11 protein-coding genes are annotated in these 17,787 nt (G+C 69.7%); 4 read left to right on the top strand and 7 right to left on the bottom strand.

The window, feature by feature from the left end; all coding sequences use genetic code 11:
• Positions 1–5: 5 nt before the first annotated feature.
• From ACSMXX_RS25805 to ACSMXX_RS25775, 7 genes are all read right to left on the bottom strand, one after another.
• Complete coding sequence (locus ACSMXX_RS25805; RefSeq protein WP_473181077.1) at positions 6–851, bottom strand: carbohydrate ABC transporter permease; 846 nt, start codon at positions 849–851, stop codon at positions 6–8.
• Positions 844–1,698, bottom strand: coding sequence for a carbohydrate ABC transporter permease (locus tag ACSMXX_RS25800; RefSeq protein ID WP_473181076.1), 855 nt, complete (start codon positions 1,696–1,698; stop codon positions 844–846). The genes ACSMXX_RS25805 and ACSMXX_RS25800 overlap by 8 nt, the downstream gene beginning before the upstream one ends.
• Positions 1,699–1,799: 101 nt before the next feature.
• A complete protein-coding gene (locus ACSMXX_RS25795; RefSeq protein WP_473181075.1) occupies positions 1,800–2,990 on the bottom strand; it encodes an extracellular solute-binding protein in 1,191 nt (396 codons plus the stop codon).
• A 285-nt stretch (positions 2,991–3,275) separates the two neighbouring features.
• A complete protein-coding gene (locus ACSMXX_RS25790; protein WP_473181074.1) occupies positions 3,276–4,514 on the bottom strand; it encodes an ROK family protein in 1,239 nt (412 codons plus the stop codon).
• A gap of 538 nt (positions 4,515–5,052) precedes the next feature.
• Positions 5,053–6,513 carry a glutamate synthase subunit beta gene (locus tag ACSMXX_RS25785; RefSeq protein ID WP_473181073.1) on the bottom strand — a complete coding sequence of 487 codons (1,461 nt, stop codon included), beginning with the start codon at positions 6,511–6,513 and terminating at the stop codon, positions 5,053–5,055.
• Positions 6,506–11,122, bottom strand: coding sequence for a glutamate synthase large subunit (gene gltB / locus ACSMXX_RS25780; protein WP_473181072.1), 4,617 nt, complete (start codon positions 11,120–11,122; stop codon positions 6,506–6,508). Before gltB ends, ACSMXX_RS25785 begins: the two co-directional genes overlap by 8 nt.
• A 412-nt stretch (positions 11,123–11,534) precedes the next feature.
• Entirely contained in the window at positions 11,535–12,266 is a 732-nt protein-coding gene (locus ACSMXX_RS25775; protein ID WP_473181071.1) for a VIT1/CCC1 transporter family protein, read from the bottom strand.
• 1,092 nt (positions 12,267–13,358) lie between these two features.
• On the opposite strand from ACSMXX_RS25775, the gene ACSMXX_RS25770 reads away from it, so the two are divergent.
• The 4 genes from ACSMXX_RS25770 to ACSMXX_RS25755 are packed head-to-tail and all read left to right on the top strand — an operon-like array spanning position 13,359 to position 17,612.
• Positions 13,359–14,513, top strand: a complete 1,155-nt coding sequence (locus tag ACSMXX_RS25770; protein ID WP_473181070.1) for a LacI family DNA-binding transcriptional regulator — start codon at positions 13,359–13,361, stop codon at positions 14,511–14,513.
• Entirely contained in the window at positions 14,510–15,469 is a 960-nt protein-coding gene (locus ACSMXX_RS25765; RefSeq protein ID WP_473181069.1) for a carbohydrate ABC transporter permease, read from the top strand. The genes ACSMXX_RS25770 and ACSMXX_RS25765 overlap by 4 nt, the downstream gene beginning before the upstream one ends.
• Positions 15,466–16,305, top strand: coding sequence for a carbohydrate ABC transporter permease (locus ACSMXX_RS25760; protein WP_473181068.1), 840 nt, complete (start codon positions 15,466–15,468; stop codon positions 16,303–16,305). Before ACSMXX_RS25765 ends, ACSMXX_RS25760 begins: the two co-directional genes overlap by 4 nt.
• Entirely contained in the window at positions 16,305–17,612 is a 1,308-nt protein-coding gene (locus ACSMXX_RS25755; RefSeq protein WP_473181067.1) for an ABC transporter substrate-binding protein, read from the top strand. Before ACSMXX_RS25760 ends, ACSMXX_RS25755 begins: the two co-directional genes overlap by 1 nt.
• Positions 17,613–17,787 lie beyond the last annotated feature (175 nt).

The following is a 17,787-nucleotide window of genomic DNA, read 5'->3' as shown; positions in this document are numbered from 1 at the left end:
GCTGATCAGCCCTTGACGGCGCCCGCGGTCAGGCCTGCGACGACATAGCGGTTGGCGATGACGGTGATGATGATGATCGGCACAGCGGCCAGCGTTCCCTGGGCGGCCATCTGACCCCATGCGACCTCGTACGGCTGGACCAGCGAGGCGATACCGACCGTCAGCGGGGAGGTCGCTCCACCGGACGTCATCGTCAGCGCGAAGAGGAACTCGTTCCAGGCCATGATGCCGGTGAAGGTGCCGACTGCCGCGAGTCCGGGCTTGACGAGCGGCAGCATCACGGCACGGAAAGTGACTGCCTCGGAGGCGCCGTCGATCAGCGCGGCTGCGCGCAGGGAGCTGGGGACCGAGTCGAAGTAGACCTTCATCAGCAGGGCGGCGAACGGCATTTGGAAGACCGTGTTGAGCACGACCAGTCCGAGGGACCCGCCGATGAGTCCCAGGTGCGTCATTGTGGCGTACAGACCCGGGACGAGGACCATGGGCGGGACGAGCGGAATGAATCCGGCCAGGAGCAGCAAGGGGACGGTCACCCAACGGGGCAGGGTCAGTTGGGACAGGGCGTAGCCGGCGAGCGAGCCGAACACCAAGCACAGGAGCACGGTCCCGGCGACGATGATGAGGCTGTTGACCAGTTGCGCCAGCAGCGGATTCCCTGGCGCCAGGAGCTCGGTGAAGTTGCTCAGGCTGAAGCTGATCTTCACGCCGGAGCCGATGATGTCCTTCAAGGGCTGGAACGAAAGGACCAGCATCCAGAGGATGGGGGCCAGCGTTGCGGCGACGGCTGCGATGAGCACGAGTTCGGCCAGGGTGCCGATCGTGCCCCGGTGAGAGCGGCGGATCTCAGGCACGTGTTGCCTCCCGTCCTGTGACGAAGCGCCTGAGGAGGGCATAGATCCCTCCGATCAGCGCGAAGGCGATGATGATGGCGACGCCGATCGCGGCTCCGTACCCGAATTCCATGCGGTCGAAGAAGATCGTGCGGATGTTGAGGCTGATGAGGTTCGTCGCGTTACCGGGACCGCCGTGCGTGAGGAGATACATCTCGTCGAAGGCCTTCACACACATGACGAGCCGGATCGCCGCGACGACGATGAGGACCGGCCGGATCATGGGGAGGACGACTTTCCTGATCACTTCGGCCTCGTTGGCGCCATCCACACGGGCGGCTTCGAGAACCTCCGGGTCGACGGTCTGGAGGGAGGTGTAGACGAGCAGAAAGACCAACGGGGTCCAGTGCCAGACGTCCACGACGATGATCGCGACCATGGCCCCGATCGCCTCGCCGAGCCAGCTCTGCTGGGGCAGGCCCAGGGTGAGCAGAACCTTGTTGACGAGGCCGATGCTCGGGCTCAGCAGTAGCAGCCAGATCACGCTTACCACGACCGGGGCGATCACCGTCGGCCAGATGAGGACGCGCCGCGCGACCTGCCGCATGAAGGGTGCCCGGTCGAGCATGAGTGCCAGGAACGTGCCGGCCACCACGGAGAGAACGACGGCGGCAACGACGAAGACGATCGTCACGCCCACCACCGGGGCGGTGTCGGGGTCGGTGAAGATGCGGGCGAAGTTGCTCAAGCCGGCAGGCTCGTAGTGGAAACCGCCCTGCAGGATCTCCACGTTCGACAGCGCCATCCTGACCAGCTGGATCATCGGGTAGATCCCGAAGACGGCCAGGAACAAGGCGAACGGCGTCACTGCGAGCAGGCCGAAGCGGGACCACCGTCGCCTGCCCGGCCGAGTGGACGAGTCAGGAGGCGTGGCTGTCCGGTCAGGATTGCGGAGCGGCGCGGTGGTTGTCACTTCATGTACCCGGCGTCCTTGACGACCTTGGTCAGAGCGTCCTGAAGGGCGGCCATTCCGTCCTTGGGGGTGTCCTGGCCTGCGGCGATCCGGCTCAGGTACTTCTCTGTCTGAGCGGACATCGCGGGCCCGAACGTCCCCCGGACCGATGGCTCGACGTGCTTGATGGAAGCTTCAAGCGGCTTCAGATAGGCAGAAGCGGTCCCTGAGGACGCCTCGTCCGAAAGCACACTCTGGCGGGTCGGAATGCCGCCCGCCCGCGTGAACAGGGTCTGGGCCTCGTCGGAGAGAACCCACCTGATGTAGTCCAAGGCCGCCTTGGCCCTGGCGGCCGGGAGGCCCTTCGGGATGCACAGGCTCCACGTGCCGCTGGTCGGCGCCGGGGTTCCGGTCGAACCGGCCGGCACCTCGGCGAATCCGACAGCGTCGGCGATCTGGGACTTGTCCTTGCTCTGGAACTGACTCGCGGCTGCGGCCACGACGTGGGTCTGCAGCGCATGTCCCCCCTGCATGAGGGAGATGACCTCGGCCTGGCCGACTGTCTGCGGCTTGGCGGGACCGAGTTCGGCCAACTCGCGGTAGACGGTCGCGGCCTTGACTCCCGCCGACGAGTCGACCGTCGGGGTCCAGTCCTTGCCTTCGTCCTTGAACCAGGCGCCGCCATAGCTGTAGAAGACAGGCATGAACTCGTAGGTCACCGAGAGGCCGCTCGGCGTGGCCTGGGCCCGCGGAACGTACCCGTAGCGGATCTTTCCGGAGGCCACAGCCTTCTTCCCGTTGGCGATGGCCTCGTCCCATGTTTTCGGAACCGACAGACCCAGCTGCGAGTAGACGTCCTTCCGATAGACCAGGAGATCCATGTTGCCGTTGATCGGGTACCCCATGACCTTGCCCTGAGGACTCGAACTGCGCGTCGCAGCGTCCCAGTAGGGCAGATTCGCGTAGGTGATCACTTGAGGGTCGAGCTTGAAGTCGGGGTCGACGGCGTCGAAGGACTGAACCCACCCCTCGCTGAAGAACTGGCCTACGCCGAATTCATCGAGCTGGAAGACGTCGAACGGGGACTTGCTGCTCTGGACGGCGTTGGTCATCTGCGTGTACAGGCCGTCATAGGGAAACTCCCGGAGGGTGACCTTGATCCCCGTCTTCTCCTGGTACTTGGCGGCCAGCTTCCGGTAGGCGTCCAACCACGGTGCCTGCGAGGTCGGGACGATGAGCTCGGATACCTTCCCACCGGCGGAGTCACCGCCCCCTAGCGTCCCGCCGCCACTGCCGCACCCGGTGAGCCCACCCAGGAGTGGGACAGCGGTACCGGCACCCAGCATCTGAAGGAAGCGCCTGCGGCTGGCTTCGGGTGTGCGACCTTCGAACATAGCCAGAGCTCCTTTGAAGGCAGGCCAAGAGGAGTTTGGTATTGAGTCTGAACCGAACCTATGGACAGTGGTTCACGCATGTCAAGACATAAGAAGCGGCTATCCCACGAGCCAGGGCCGGAGGCAGAGGTCCCTGGTGGCGGACTCGATGCCGCCGGCCATGACGGCGGAGGTGCCGAGTGTCGAGACACAGACCTCAGTTCGGCTGTACTTGCCGCGAGCGCGTTCGTACTCCGCCCAGAATGACGGCATGAGCAGAGGCGCGAGCGCCGTGAGCCGGCCTCCGAGGATCACGGCACTGGGGTCGAAGATGCTCGTCAGGGAGTGGACGGCCTGGGCCAGTCTGACTCCCTGCCGTGCGACTTCCTCGCGCAGTGCCGCGTCCGGCCGCTGGAGCGCTTTGAGTATCCGCGGTACGAAGCCCGCCCCCTCGAGCGCCTGTCCGGCTCCGATGGCCAGGGCAAGCGGTCCGAGTCCGACGTAAGTCTCCAGGCACCCTTCCCTGCCGCAGAAGCACTCCCGGCCGGCCTGTTCGACGACCATGTGCCCGAACTCCGCGCCGACCCCGGAATCCCCCTGCAGGACCTCCGCGTTGTGCTGGAACGCACCGCCGATGCCGACGTCGCCGAAGAGCAGGAGGATGCCGTCCTCATCCGGCCAGCCCCCGGCCTTCCTCTCTGCCCAAATGGCCAGGTTCGCCAGGCGGTCGAGCGAGAAGGACACCCCGTCGCCGGTCTGCCGTTCGAGTTCCGCAAGGACCGGGACACTGCTGTCCCACCCGAGGGCCTGGGACCGGAGCACAAGGCCGGCCGAGGCATCGACGTAGGCAGGGCAACCGACGCTCACCCTGACAAGGCGGGTTCCCGCCGACGCGAGGAAGGCCCTTGCCTCCTCGACTGCCTTGGCGGCGGCCTCGAGGATCTGCTCAGGGCCCATCCGTGAGGAGTCCAGGTCGGCACGGCGCGAGAAGATCGTCCGGCCCTGCAGGGAGCTGCACTCCAAGGACGCGTGGTCGGCGTTGATGACCAATGCACCGACCGCGAGCCGGGTGTCGTCCATCTCAAGCGCCCGGGCCGGGCGACCGCCGGCCCGCCCCGCCGGGGTGAACCCGCTCTCCCGGACGAATCCCCGGTCCTGGAGCTCGGCGACGATGTCGAGGACCGTGACCCGTCCCAGGCCGGATTCAGCGACCAGGGCACTGCGAGTGAGCGGGGCGTGTTCACGTACGAGCTGCAGGACACGCGTCAGGTTGAAGCGGCGGATATCTGCGATCTTCGGCGGGAGCACGGGTCCAGCAGATCCGGCTTCCTCGTTGGCCGCGCCGAGAACTCCTGCCATCCCGTGCCTTCCTTTGATCAGTTCAATCTGCGTGACATACCAAACTTATCGCAAGAGCGGCCCCCCGGAGAGAGGCCGTCTTCGAACGCAGGGATTCCTCTCCCGGCTGGTTCGGGAAGATCCCCAGGAGCGGGTCTGCCGAGGAAGAGAGCCGTGACACTCGGCCTTGCCGGGACACCCCCTTGCGGCGGTATTGCCGGCGGCTGCCCTGGGTTCCGGCACCGGGCAGCGGTCAGACCTCGCTTGCGCAGCCGCTCTCTGACCTTTCGAGGCGCGTCCTCCACGGGCGAGCGCCGAGTTTCCAGCCGTCGGACTCAGCGGCGAGACCGCCGAATGCCGACAGCCTGATGCACAAGGGAAGTTGGGCACGGGCGACTACGCAGCCGCCTGGAACGGACCACAGACCCTTCGGGTTCCGCCGCCACGATCTCCGTCGCCGCGCCCCCGGACGCACCGCGGCGCCCGCCCCGGTCGGGAGGGGCGGGCGCCGCGGCCGTCCGTGGTGAAGCGGCGGTCGCCGGAGGGTTGGAGTGCCTGGTCAGACCGCCATCGCGCGGTCCGTCGGGCCGACGGGGGCCGGGAGCGCGCTCGTGCCCATGAGGTAGCGGTCCACGCCCTTGGCCGCCGAACGCCCCTCGGCGATGGCCCAGACGATGAGCGACTGGCCGCGCCCCGCGTCGCCGGCGACGAAGACGCCGTCGACGTTGGTGGCGTAGTTGCCGTCGCGAGCCACGTTGCCGCGCTCGTCGAGCTCGACGCCGAACTGCTCCACCAGGCCGTTCTCGCGATCCACACCGGTGAACCCCATGGCCAGGGTGACCAGTTGGGCCGGGATCTTCTGCTCCGTGCCGGGCTTCTGCTCCAGCTTGCCGTCCTTCATCTCCACCTCGATCAGGTGCAGCCACTGGACGTTGCCGTCCTCATCGCCCTCGAAGTGGGTGGTGCTCACGGAGTAGACCCGCTCGCCGCCCTCCTCGTGCGCGGAGGAGACCTTGTAGAGCATCGGGAAGGTCGGCCACGGCTGGTGCGGTGCCCGCTCCTCGCCCGGCTTGGGCATGATCTCCAGCTGGGTGACGGAGGCCGCGCCCTGGCGGTGTGCCGTACCGACGCAGTCGGCGCCGGTGTCTCCGCCGCCGATGACGACGACGTGCTTGCCCTCGGCGCTGACCGGGGTGACCGTCAGGTCGCCCTCCTGCACCTTGTTGGACAGCGGCAGGTACTCCATCGCCTGGTGGATGCCGCCGAGTTCGCGGCCGGGCACCGGCAGGTCGCGGGCGGTGGTGGCGCCCGCCGCGATGACGACCGCGTCGTGCCGCTTGCGCAGCTTCTTCGCGTCGATGTCGCGGCCGATCTCGACCTCCGTACGGAACTTGGTGCCCTCCGCGCGCATCTGCTCGATGCGCCGGTTGATGTGCCGCTTCTCCATCTTGAACTCGGGGATGCCGTAGCGCAGCAGCCCGCCGAGGCGGTCGGTGCGCTCGTAGACCACGGCCGTGTGCCCGGCGCGCGTCAGCTGCTGAGCCGCCGCGAGCCCGGCCGGTCCGGAGCCGATGACGGCGACGGTCTTGCCCGAGAGCCGCTCCGGGGGCTGCGGCGTGACATGGCCGTTGTCCCACGCCTTGTCGATGATGGTGACCTCGACGTTCTTGATGGTCACCGGCGGCTGGTTGATGCCCAGCACGCACGCCGACTCGCACGGCGCGGGGCACAGCCGCCCAGTGAACTCGGGGAAGTTGTTGGTCGCGTGCAGCCGCTCGCTCGCGGCCGACCAGTCCTCGCGGTAGGCGTAGTCGTTCCACTCCGGGATCAGGTTGCCCAGCGGGCAGCCCTGGTGGCAGAAGGGGATGCCGCAGTCCATGCAGCGCCCGGCCTGCTTGCTGACGATCGGCAGCAGCGAGCCCGGAACGTAGACCTCGTTCCAGTCCTTCACCCGCTCCTCGACGGGACGGGACTGCGCGACCTCACGGTCGGTGTTCAGGAAGCCCTTGGGGTCAGCCATTGATCGCCGCCTCCATCATCTTCTCGTGGGTCTCGGACTCGCTGAGTCCGGCTCGCTCGGCGGCGTCCTTGGCGGCGAGCACTGCCTTGTACGTGGCGGGGATGACCTTGCCGAAGCGCGTGAGGGCCGTGTCCCAGTCGGCGAGCAGGGCTTCGGCGACGGTCGAACCGGTCTCCTGGTGGTGGCGGCGCACGACGTCGTGGAGCCATGCCTTGTCCTCGTCGTCGAGGTCCTCGTGGCCGTAGACGGCGTCCCGCAGGCCCGCGTTGACGTTGTCCGGGTCGAGGTCGACGACGTACGCGATGCCGCCGGACATGCCGGCGCCGAAGTTGCGGCCCGTCTCCCCCAGTACGACGGCCGCGCCGCCCGTCATGTACTCGCAGCCGTGGTCGCCGACGCCCTCGGAGACGACGAGCGCACCGGAGTTGCGGACGCAGAAGCGCTCGCCCACCTTCCCGCGCAGGAACATCTCGCCGCCCGTCGCGCCGTAGGCGAGGGTGTTGCCGGCGATCGTGGAGAACTCGGCGAGGTGGTCGGCGCCGCGGTCCGGGCGGACCACCAGCCGGCCGCCGGAGAGACCCTTGCCGACGTAGTCGTTGGCGTCGCCCTCCAGGCGCAGCGTGACGCCGCGGGGCAGGAAGGCGCCGAAGGACTGGCCGGCCGAGCCGGTGAAGGTGATGTCGATGGTGTCGTCGGGCAGTCCGGCGCCGCCGAACTTCTTCGTCACCTCGTGTCCGAGCATCGTGCCGACGGTCCGGTTGATGTTGCGGATCGCCAACTGGCCGCGTACGGGCTGCGCGTCCTGACCTGAGTCGGCGGACAGCGCGTCGGCGGACAGCTTGATCAGCTCGATGTCGAGCGCCTTGGCCAGGCCGTGGTCCTGCTCGGTCACCTGGTGCATCACGGCGCCGTCGGGCAGGTCGGGGACGTGGAGCAGCGGCTCCAGATCCAGGCCCTGGGCCTTCCAGTGGTCCACGGCGCGGCTGACGTCGAGGAGTTCGGCGTGCCCGATGGCCTCGTCGAGGGTGCGGAAGCCAAGCTCGGCGAGGAGCTCGCGCACCTCTTCGGCGATGAACTGGAAGTAGTTCACGACGAATTCGGCCTTGCCGTTGTAGCGCTCGCGCAGCACCGGGTTCTGCGTGGCGATGCCGACCGGGCAGGTGTCCAGGTGGCACACACGCATCATGACGCAGCCGGAGACGACCAGCGGCGCCGTCGCGAAGCCGAACTCCTCGGCGCCGAGGAGCGCGGCGACGACCACGTCACGGCCGGTCTTCAGCTGTCCGTCGGTCTGTACGACGATGCGGTCGCGCAGCCCGTTGAGCAGCAGCGTCTGCTGCGTCTCGGCCAGGCCCAGCTCCCACGGTCCGCCCGCGTGCTTGAGCGAGGTGAGCGGGGAGGCGCCCGTGCCGCCGTCGTGACCGGAGATGAGCACCACGTCGGCGTGCGCCTTGGAGACGCCGGCGGCGACCGTGCCGACGCCGACCTCGGAGACGAGCTTGACGTGGATACGGGCTTGCGGGTTGGCGTTCTTCAGGTCGTGGATGAGCTGGGCGAGGTCCTCGATGGAGTAGATGTCGTGGTGCGGCGGCGGCGAGATGAGGCCCACGCCGGGTGTGGAGTGACGCGTCTTGGCGACCCACGGGTAGACCTTGGGGCCGGGGAGCTGCCCGCCCTCGCCGGGCTTGGCGCCCTGGGCCATCTTGATCTGGATGTCGTCGGAGTTGACGAGGTATTCGCTGGTGACGCCGAAGCGGCCGGAGGCGACCTGCTTGATCGCGGAGCGGCGTGCCGGGTCGTAGAGCCGTACGGCGTCCTCGCCGCCCTCACCGGTGTTGGACTTGCCGCCCAGCTGGTTCATGGCGATCGCGAGGGTCTCGTGCGCCTCCTGCGAGATGGAGCCGTAGGACATGGCGCCCGTGGAGAACCGCTTGACGATCTCGCCGACCGGCTCGACCTCCTCGATGGGGATCGAGGGGCGCTCGTCCTTGAGCTGGAAGAGCCCGCGCAGCGTCATCAGACGCTCGGACTGCTCGTCGACGCGCTGCGTGTACTGCTTGAAGATGTCGTAGCGGCGGGCGCGCGTGGAGTGCTGGAGGCGGAAGACCGTGTCCGGGTCGAACAGGTGCGGCTCGCCCTCGCGGCGCCACTGGTACTCGCCGCCGATCTCCAGCGCGCGGTGCGCCGCCGCGATGCCGGTGACCGGGTAGGCCTTGGCGTGCCGGGCGGCGACCTCCTTGGCGACGACGTCCAGTCCGGCGCCGCCGATCTTCGTCGTGGTGCCGTGGAAGTAGGTGTCGACGAAGGACTCGTCGAGGCCGACGGCCTCGAAGACCTGGGCGCCGCGGTAGGAGGCGACGGTGGAGATGCCCATCTTGGACATCACCTTCAGCACGCCCTTGCCGAGTGCCTTGATCAGGTTGCGGATGGCGTCCTCGGCCGGCATGTCGCCGGGCAGGAAGGTGCCGTCCCGTACGAGGTCCTCGACGGTCTCCATCGCCAGGTACGGGTTGACGGCGGCCGCGCCGTAGCCGATGAGCAGCGCGACGTGGTGCACCTCGCGGACGTCGCCGGCCTCGATCAGCAGGCCGACCTGGGTGCGCTGCTTGGTGCGGATCAGGTGGTGATGGACCGCGGAGGTCAGCAGCAGCGACGGGATCGGTGCGTGCTCGGCGTCGGAGTGGCGGTCGGAGAGCACGATCAGCCGGGCGCCGGCCTCGATGGCGGCGTCGGCCTCGGCGCAGATCTCCCTGATCCGCTCGGACAGGCCCCTGCCGCCCTCGTGCACCCGGTAGAGACCGGAGAGCGTCGTGGACTTGAAGCCCGGCAGGTCGCCGTCGGCATTGATGTGGATGAGCTTGGCCAGCTCGTCGTTGTCGATGACCGGGAAGGGCAGGGTCACGCTGCGGCAGGACGCGGCGTTCGGCTCCAGCAGATTGCCCTGCGGACCGAGCGAGGAGTGCAGGGAGGTGACGAGCTCCTCGCGGATGGCGTCCAGCGGCGGGTTGGTGACCTGCGCGAAGAGCTGCGTGAAGTAGTCGAAGATCAGCCGCGGACGGTCGGAGAGCGCGGCGATCGGCGAGTCGGTGCCCATCGAGCCGATCGGCTCCGCCGCGGTCCTGGCCATCGGCGCGAGCAGGACGCGCAGCTCCTCCTCGGTGTAGCCGAAGGTCTGCTGGCGGCGCGTGACGGAGGCGTGCGTGTGCACGATGTGCTCACGCTCGGGCAGGTCGGCCAGGTCGACGAGCCCGGCCTCCAGCCACTCCTCGTACGGCTGCTCGGACGCGAGCTGCTGCTTGATCTCGTCGTCCTCGATGATGCGGTGCTCGGCGGTGTCCACGAGGAACATGCGGCCGGGCTGGAGGCGCCCCTTGCGCACGACGCGGGAGGGGTCGATGTCGAGGACGCCGACTTCGGAGCCGAGGACGACGAGGCCTTCGTCGGTGACCCAGTAGCGGCCGGGGCGCAGCCCGTTGCGGTCCAGTACGGCGCCGACCTGGGTGCCGTCTGTGAAGGTGACGCAGGCGGGGCCGTCCCAGGGCTCCATCATCGTGGAGTGGTACTGGTAGAAGGCCCGGCGGGCGGGGCTCATCGAGTCGTGGTTCTCCCACGCCTCGGGCACCATCATCAGCACCGAGTGCGGCAGTGAACGTCCGCCCAGGTGCAGCAGCTCCAGCACCTCGTCGAAGGTGGCGGAGTCGGAGGCACCGGGGGTGTTGACGGGGAACGTCCGCTCCAGGGCCTTGCGCTGCTCGGCCTCGTCGCCGCCGCGTCCGAAGAGCTCGGAGGACAGCTGGGATTCGCGGGCGCGCATCCAGTTGCGGTTGCCCTGCACCGTGTTGATCTCGCCGTTGTGCGCGACGAAGCGGTACGGGTGCGCAAGCGGCCAGCTCGGGAAGGTGTTGGTGGAGAAGCGGGAGTGCACCAGCGCGATGGCGCTGGCGAAGCGGCGGTCGGACAGGTCGGGGAAGAAGGGCTCCAGCTGACCGGTGGTCAGCATCCCCTTGTAGACGAGGGTGCGGGCGGAGAGCGAGGGGAAGTAGATCCCGGTCTCCCGCTCGGCGCGCTTGCGCAGCACGAAGGCGAGACGGTCCAGCGCGATGCCCGTACGGGGGGCGCCGGTGTCCTGGTCCGTCGAGGCGTCCTTCACGAAGAGCTGCCGGAAGGACGGCATGGTGGCGCGGGCGCCCGGCCCGAGCAGCTCGGGGGCGACCGGCACCTCGCGCCAGCCGAGGACGGTCAGTCCCTCTTCGGACGCCAGTGTCTCGATCTGCGAGACGGCCTCGGCGGCCTCGGCTTCCCCGGCGGGAAGGAAGGCGATGCCGACGGCGTAGCTGCCGGCCTCGGGCAGCGGGAAGCCGGCGGTCTCGCGCAGGAAGGCGTCGGGGACCTGGAGCAGCAGACCCGCGCCGTCGCCGGTGTCGGGGTCGGAGCCGGTGGCGCCGCGGTGCTCCAGGTTGCGCAGTACGGTCAGCCCTTGCTGGACGAGGGCGTGACTGGGTTCACCGCTCAGGGTCGCCACGAAGCCGACACCGCAGGCGTCGTGCTCGTACCGGGGGTCGTACATGCCCTGCTTGGCAGGGTGGGCGGCCTGAAACGATGCACGCATCGGCTCTCCCGTCGTCGTGGCTTGGGGCCCCCGGCGAAGCGAGGGGCAGCTCCCCCGGCCGGAAGCCTGGGGGGCTCTTAGGTCGGTCCCCGAGGCTTCCGCCAGGGGGCCGAGGGACGACGTTGGCCCTCTGCAGAACAAATTTCCGTGAAGATTACATGGTGGACCACACCTCGAAAAAAAGGTGCGTCGTCTCGGATCGTGGGCGCAACGACCACATCGCGATACAAGGAGGGTTGGTCCCCAGGACCTGCGGCGGGGGTGCGGGTGGCCCCTGCGCAGCAGCTCGGCATGCGGCCCGTTGCGGGCGTCATTGCTCGCAGGCCTTCGGGCTTTTGCCCAGCTCCAGGTGGCCTGAAACCGTGAGGTAACAAGTAGATCGTACCGGGGGTGCCTCCGAACGGGCCACGGCTCATCCCACGGCCACACCGAAGGCGGCGCCCAGCCCGTACGTCACGGCCGCGGCCGCGGCGCCCAGCCCCAGCTGCCGCAGTCCGCTGAACCACCACTGCCGCGCGGTGACACGCGCCACCATCGCGCCGCAGGCGAAGAGCCCGGCGAGCGCCAGCACGACCGCGTACCACAGCGAGGTCGCGCCCAGCAGATACGGGAGGACGGGCAGCACGGCGCCGACCGAGAAGGACAGGAACGAGGAGACCGCCGCGGTCGTCGGCGAGGGCAGATCGCCCGGATCGACGCCGAGTTCCTCGCGGGCGTGCGTCTCCAGGGCCTGCTCCGGGTCCTCGTGGAGTTGCCGGGCGACCTCCGCGGCGAGCCGGGGCTCCACCCCGCGCGACTCGTACACCGCCGCGAGCTCCTTCAGCTCGTCCTCGGGGTGACGCCGCAGTTCACGGCGCTCGATCTCCAGCTCGGCCTGGACCAGTTCGCGCTGCGAGGCGACGGAGGTGTACTCGCCCGCGGCCATCGAGAAGGCACCCGCGACGAGCCCCGCCAGGCCGGAGATGACGATGACCCGGTTCGAGGCGTCGCTGCCCGCGACGCCCGCCACGAGACCGAGGTTGGAGACGAGCCCGTCCATGGCGCCGAAGACGGCCGGACGCAGCCATCCGCCGTTGATGTCCCTGTGGGTGTGGGTGTGCGCGTGTTCCGCGCCGTCCGCTGTGTCGCGCTCCATGACCGCCATGTCTTGTCCGCTCGTCCCTCTGCCGCAGTGGAGCCGTCCGCCCGCTCCGACCCTTTTCAGCACTTCGAAGGTATGCGCGAAATGACCACTCCCGCCAGCAAGGAAGGCCGAACTTACCTGGTGAGAGCGGGGTCGCTGCCGCGAGGCGGGGCGGGGTTGAGGCGCAGGGCCTGCGGCCGCGCCCACCCGCGGACGGCGAGAGCGCCGGGGGCTTCGGGCAGCAGTGATTGCCTCCCTTCCAGGACGGAGCCCCTGGGCCAGCCCCGGTCCCGGGTGACAGCGCCCCGCGGCCGGCACGGCTCGTGCGCCGCCCGGCGCCACAACCTCTACGCCCCGGCCCGCACCCGGGCATGGGCGACCGGACCAGAGACGGGACGTCCCGCGCGCTCGTTCCGCGGCCCGCGCCCACCCGGCGGACGGGAGCCGCAGAGGGCTTCGGGCAGCAGTGACCCTCTTCCGTTCCAGGATCAACGCCCCGCGCCGAGGCGACACGACCGCAGGCACCGGCGCGGCCGCGGTCGCGGGACGCGCGGCGGGGTCGCCGTGGCGGACCGCAAGCCGGAGCGGGGTCGCCCCGCGCGCGCACGGGCTGCGGCGTGCGGCACCCGGCGAGCCGGAGCCGAACCTGCCGGGACTCCGGCAGCGGTGCTCGCGCCCCCCTTCCAGGACCAACGCCCCGCGCCCGATGGCGACACGGCCGCAGGCGCCGGCGCAGCCGCGGTCGCGGGACGCGGGGCGCGTGTACTGAGCAACGCCGCCGACGCGTGCGCCGCACACACCGCCCGGCGGTGCGCGCATCAGGAAACACTTGACGCTCCGCTCATGCGCGGTCGGCGAGGGGCGGGCGCCGGCGAAGCCCGCGCCGCGCACCGCCGGACCGGACGGCGAGCGGAGCGATCGGCTCCGCACCTCCGCGAGGAGGACTGCGTACACAGGGGGTTGACGGCGGCTCTCCGTGGCCGCATGATGCCTGACCGTGGCTGTAAACGTTTCCAGTTCCCGTCTGCCCGTCCACGGCCCGGGCCGGACCAGGCCGGATCGCCTCGGACCGGTGTCAGCGTCAGGGTCGGCGCATCGAAGGGGCGGAGGGTCGTGGTGACAACAGGCGGACCTCCCACCGTCGAGACGATCGCCGAGCGCGCCGGGGTCTCCATCGCTTCGGTGTCCCGCGTACTCAACGGCCACGGGGCGCGGCCCGAGACCGTGCGCCGCGTGGAGCGCGCCGCTGCCGAGGTCGGCTACGTGCCCAACGCCGTGGCCCGCTCCCTCAAGGGCGGCCGCACCAAGCAGCTGACGTTCGCCATGCAGGACATCGGCAACCCCGTGTACGTCGCGATGGTCCGCCAGATCCAGACGATCACCAAGGCCCAGGGCTACCGGCTGCTCCTGCACTCGACCGACGCCGTCGCCGAGGACGAGCTCGCCGTCGTGCGCAGCCTCGCCGACCGTACGAGCGACGGGCTGATCCTCTGCCCCATCCGCATCACCCCCGAGCACATCGAGGCGCTGCGCACCGCCGCCCAGCCGGTCGTCGTGATCGGTTCGCTGCCCGAGGACGCCCCGGTCGACAGCGTGCGCGCCGACTCCGTCACCGGCGCCGAGCTGGCCGTACGGCACCTGGTGGCCACGGGCCGCCGCCGGATCGCGTTCATCAACGGGCCCGCCGACACCGTCCCCGGACACAACCGCAGCCTGGGCTACCGGCAGGCTCTCGACGCAAGCGGCCTGTCCCCCGATCCGGAGCTCGTCGTGACCACCGAATTCACCATCGAGGCGGGCGCCCGCTCCTTGCACCGGCTGCTGGAGCGGGAACCGGAACGGGAAGCTGCAGCGGGCGAGGACGCCGTCGACGCCGTCTTCTGCGCCAACGACCAGCTCGCGCTCGGCGCCTCGCAGGCACTGCACTCGCGGGGTCTGCGCATCCCCGAGGACGTCGCGGTCGTCGGCATGGACGACACCGTCCTGGTGCGGGCCGGCTGGCCGCCGCTGACCAGCGTCGACCTCGGCTCCGCGGAGCGCGGAAGGATCGCGGCGGAGATGCTGCTGGAGCGGATCTCCGGGACGGAGCCGGCCGCTCCGCCGCGCGTGCGGACCGTCACGCCCCGCCTGGTCGTGCGGGCCAGCTCCGCGCCGACCGCCCCGTCCGCCTCAGCGGGATCCGCCGAGCCCGCCGGGCCCTCAGGACCCGCAGGCTCCGCAGGACCTGCCGAACCCGCCGGACCCGCCCCCGAGGAGCTGACCCCGTGAGCGTCACCGCACCCGGCACCTCCGCCGGCACGGCGAGTGCCGGCACTCCGCCGCCCAGGTCGGCACCGGAGCGCAGAAGAGCCCTCGGCCTGGACCGCGACGCGTGGTTCCTGCTGCTGCCCGCCCTGCTGCCGATCCTGCTGCTCAGCGCGGGACCGCTGCTGTACGGGCTGTCGCTGGCCTTCACGAACGCGCAGTCGGGCCGTACGTCGCGGACCGAGTTCACGGGCCTCGCCAACTTCGCGGACCTCCGGCTGGACTCCCTCTTCTGGGACTCCTTCAAAATCGGCCTCGTCTGGGCCGTCTGCGTGACGGCGCTGCAGTTCCTGCTGGCGCTCGGCCTGGCCGTCCTGCTCAACCAGAATCTCCGCTTCCGCTGGCTGGCCCGTACGCTCGCGCTCGTACCGTGGGCGATGCCCGAGGTCGTCGTCGGCGTCATGTGGCGGCTGGTCTACAACCAGGACGCCGGCATCCTCAACGCCACGCTGCGCGACCTGCATCTGATATCCACGAACGTCGACTGGCTCGCGGGCATATCCCTCGCCCTCCCCGCGGTGATCGTGGTCGGCGTATGGGCGGGGATGCCGCAGACGACCGTCGTGCTGCTGGCCGGGCTGCAGAACGTACCGCTGGAGCTGCACGAGGCCGCCGCGCTGGACGGCGCCGGTCTGTGGCGCCGCTTCCGCTCCGTGACCTGGCCGGCGCTGAAGCCCGTCGTGCTCGCGATCACCGCACTCAACTTCATCTGGAACTTCAACTCCTTCGGCCTGGTCTACGTGCTCACCGGCGGAGGGCCGGGCGGCGCGACTCGGCTGCCGATGCTCTTCGCCTACGAAGAGGCCTTCCGTTACGGGCAGTTCGGCTACGCCGCGGCGATGGGCCTGGTGATGGTCGCCGTCATCGCCGTACTGCTGACGGTCTTCCTGCGCAACCGCCTGAAGGAGGACGAGCAGTGATCACCTCCCGGTCCGCCGTCGCACGCGCCGGCCAGTATCTGGCGCTGCTCTGCTATCTGGTCTTTCTCGCCTTCCCGCTGTTCTGGCTGGTGTCCACGGCCTTCAAGTCCCCGCAGGAACTGGGCTCGGTGGACGCGGCGTGGCTGCCGCGGAACCCCTCGCTGGACAGCTTCAGCGCCGCCTTCGAGCAGCAGCCGCTGGCGCGTTCGGCGCTCAACAGCGTGATCGTGGCGTCCTGCGCGGCGGCGGTGTCGGTGGCGATCGCCGTGCCGGCGGCGTACGTGATGGTCCGGTACCGCTCGGCGGTCAGCAAGGCGGCGACGGGCTGGATCCTGGTCAGCCAGATGTTCCCGTTCGTCCTGGTGATCATCCCGTTGTTCCTGGTGCTGAAGAGCTTCCACCTCATCAACTCCCTGGCGGGTCTGGTCCTCGTGTACGTGGTGTGGAACCTGCCGTTCGCGCTGTGGATGCTCCAGGGCTACGTACGTGCCGTGCCCGCCTCGCTGGAGGAGGCCGCCGCGATCGACGGCTGCGGCCGCTTCCGCACGCTGCTGAGCGTGGTCTTCCCGCTGCTCACCCCCGGGCTGGTGGCCACGGTGATGTTCTCCTTCGTCACCGCCTGGAACGAGTTCTTCTTCGCCCTGGTCCTGCTCAAGTCCCCGGAGAAGCAGACGATGTCCGTGATCCTCACCCACTTCATAGGCGCGGAGGGCGCCGCCGATCTGGGGCCGCTCGCCGCGGCCGCGCTCATGGCCACCCTCCCGAGCCTCCTGTTCTTCGCGCTGCTCCAGCGACGTCTGGTCAGCGGCGTCATGAGCGGGGCGGTGAAGGGCTGATGCGGCGCCGCGACTTCCTCGCCACGGCGGCGGCCGGAGCCGGCGCCCCCGCCCTGCTCGGCGCCTGCGCCTCTTCCACGGGCGGCGACTCGGGGACGCTGGACTATCTGAGCCTCGCCTGGCAGAAGGAGTCGATCGAGGTCAACAAGGCGCTGGTCGCCGAGTGGAACAAGCGCAACCCGTCGGTGAAGGTCCGCTATGTGCAGGGTTCCTGGGAGAGCGTCCACGATCAGTTGCTGACGTCCTTCGAGGGCGGCGAGGCGCCCGACATCATCCACGACGAGGCCAACGACCTCACCGACTTCGCGCACGGCGGCTATCTCGCCGATCTGCGCCCGCTGCTGCCCGGGGACCTCAAGCAGCAGATCTCCAAGGCCAATTGGGACACCGCCACCATCGCGGGCGGCGTCTACGGAGTGCCGTTCCTGCACGATCCGCGGGTGCTGATCGCCAACCGCGAGCTGCTGGAGAAGTCCGGTGTGCGGATGCCGACGGTCAGGCGGCCTTGGAGCTGGGACGAGTTCGAGGACGTGGCGAGGGAACTGACCCATTCCCGAGGCCACAGGCGCAGGTACGGCGTCGCCTGGTCGATGAAGGAACCCGTCAACCAGTCCGTGAACCTCGCGATGAGCACCGGCGGCGCCGTCTTCCACCGTGAGCGCGGCAAGGACGTCATACGCCTCGGCGAAGCCGACTCCCACGTCATCGAGCTGATCCACCGGCAGGTCAACGAGGACCGTACGGCGGCCAGAGGCAGCCTCGGCATGGCGGGTTCCGACACCCTCCCCGGCTTCTTCGCCGGACGGTACGCGATCGTGCCGCTCAACTTCTCCTTCCGGCAGCAGGTCCAGCAGCAGGCGCCGGACGGCTTCGAATGGGTGACGCTGCCGATGCCCGCCGGGCGCGCGGCGGCAGGCGGGGGACAGCTTCAGGGTGTGAGCCCGCAGACCCTGTCCGTCTCGCAGGACACTTCGCGGAAGAAGGCAGCCATGGCGTTCATCGCGTTCATGACCCGGCCCGACCACATGGCGCGCCTCGCCGAGGGCGACTGGCTGGTGCCCACCGGACGTGAGGCGCTGCGCGATCCCGCTCTCAACACCGACGAGCACGGCTGGAGCACCGGACTTCGCATCGCCTCGGACCTGCGCGCCTCGCCCGTGCTCGGCGTACGCGGCTATCCCGAATGGAAGGACAAGGTCGCCACCCCCGCGTTCCAGCAGTACTACGCGGGCGGGATCGGACTGCGGGCCCTCCGCGAAAAGCTCGTCGGCGACGGCAACCGCATCCTCGCCAGATACCAGCGCTGAACGACGCGACCTCCACCGGTCCGCAGCACCTGCCTGCATCCGGTCCGGGTCGGCACCCGCACCCGCACCGCCACAGCACAGAACGGCAGCCCGCACCATGAGCGCAGCCCCCGCCTCCTCCTCCGTCTCCTCCCCCGGCACCTGCTCCCGCTCCTCCGCCCCGGGCCCCACGGGC

It is taken from the genome of Streptomyces sp. DSM 116795 (assembly GCF_055792905.1).
The sequence above is the reverse complement of the archived record's forward strand: the minus strand, read 5'-3'. Positions and strand labels throughout refer to the sequence as shown.

Coding starts and splice junctions, on each gene's coding strand:
- ACSMXX_RS25785 (WP_473181073.1), bottom strand. CDS start 6,513: ATGGCTGACCCCAAGGGCTTCCTGAACACCGACCGTGAGGTCGCGCAG.
- ACSMXX_RS25790 (WP_473181074.1), bottom strand. CDS start 4,514: ATGGCAGGAGTTCTCGGCGCGGCCAACGAGGAAGCCGGATCTGCTGGA.
- ACSMXX_RS25775 (WP_473181071.1), bottom strand. CDS start 12,266: ATGGCGGTCATGGAGCGCGACACAGCGGACGGCGCGGAACACGCGCAC.
- gltB (WP_473181072.1), bottom strand. CDS start 11,122: ATGCGTGCATCGTTTCAGGCCGCCCACCCTGCCAAGCAGGGCATGTAC.
- ACSMXX_RS25755 (WP_473181067.1), top strand. CDS start 16,305: ATGCGGCGCCGCGACTTCCTCGCCACGGCGGCGGCCGGAGCCGGCGCC.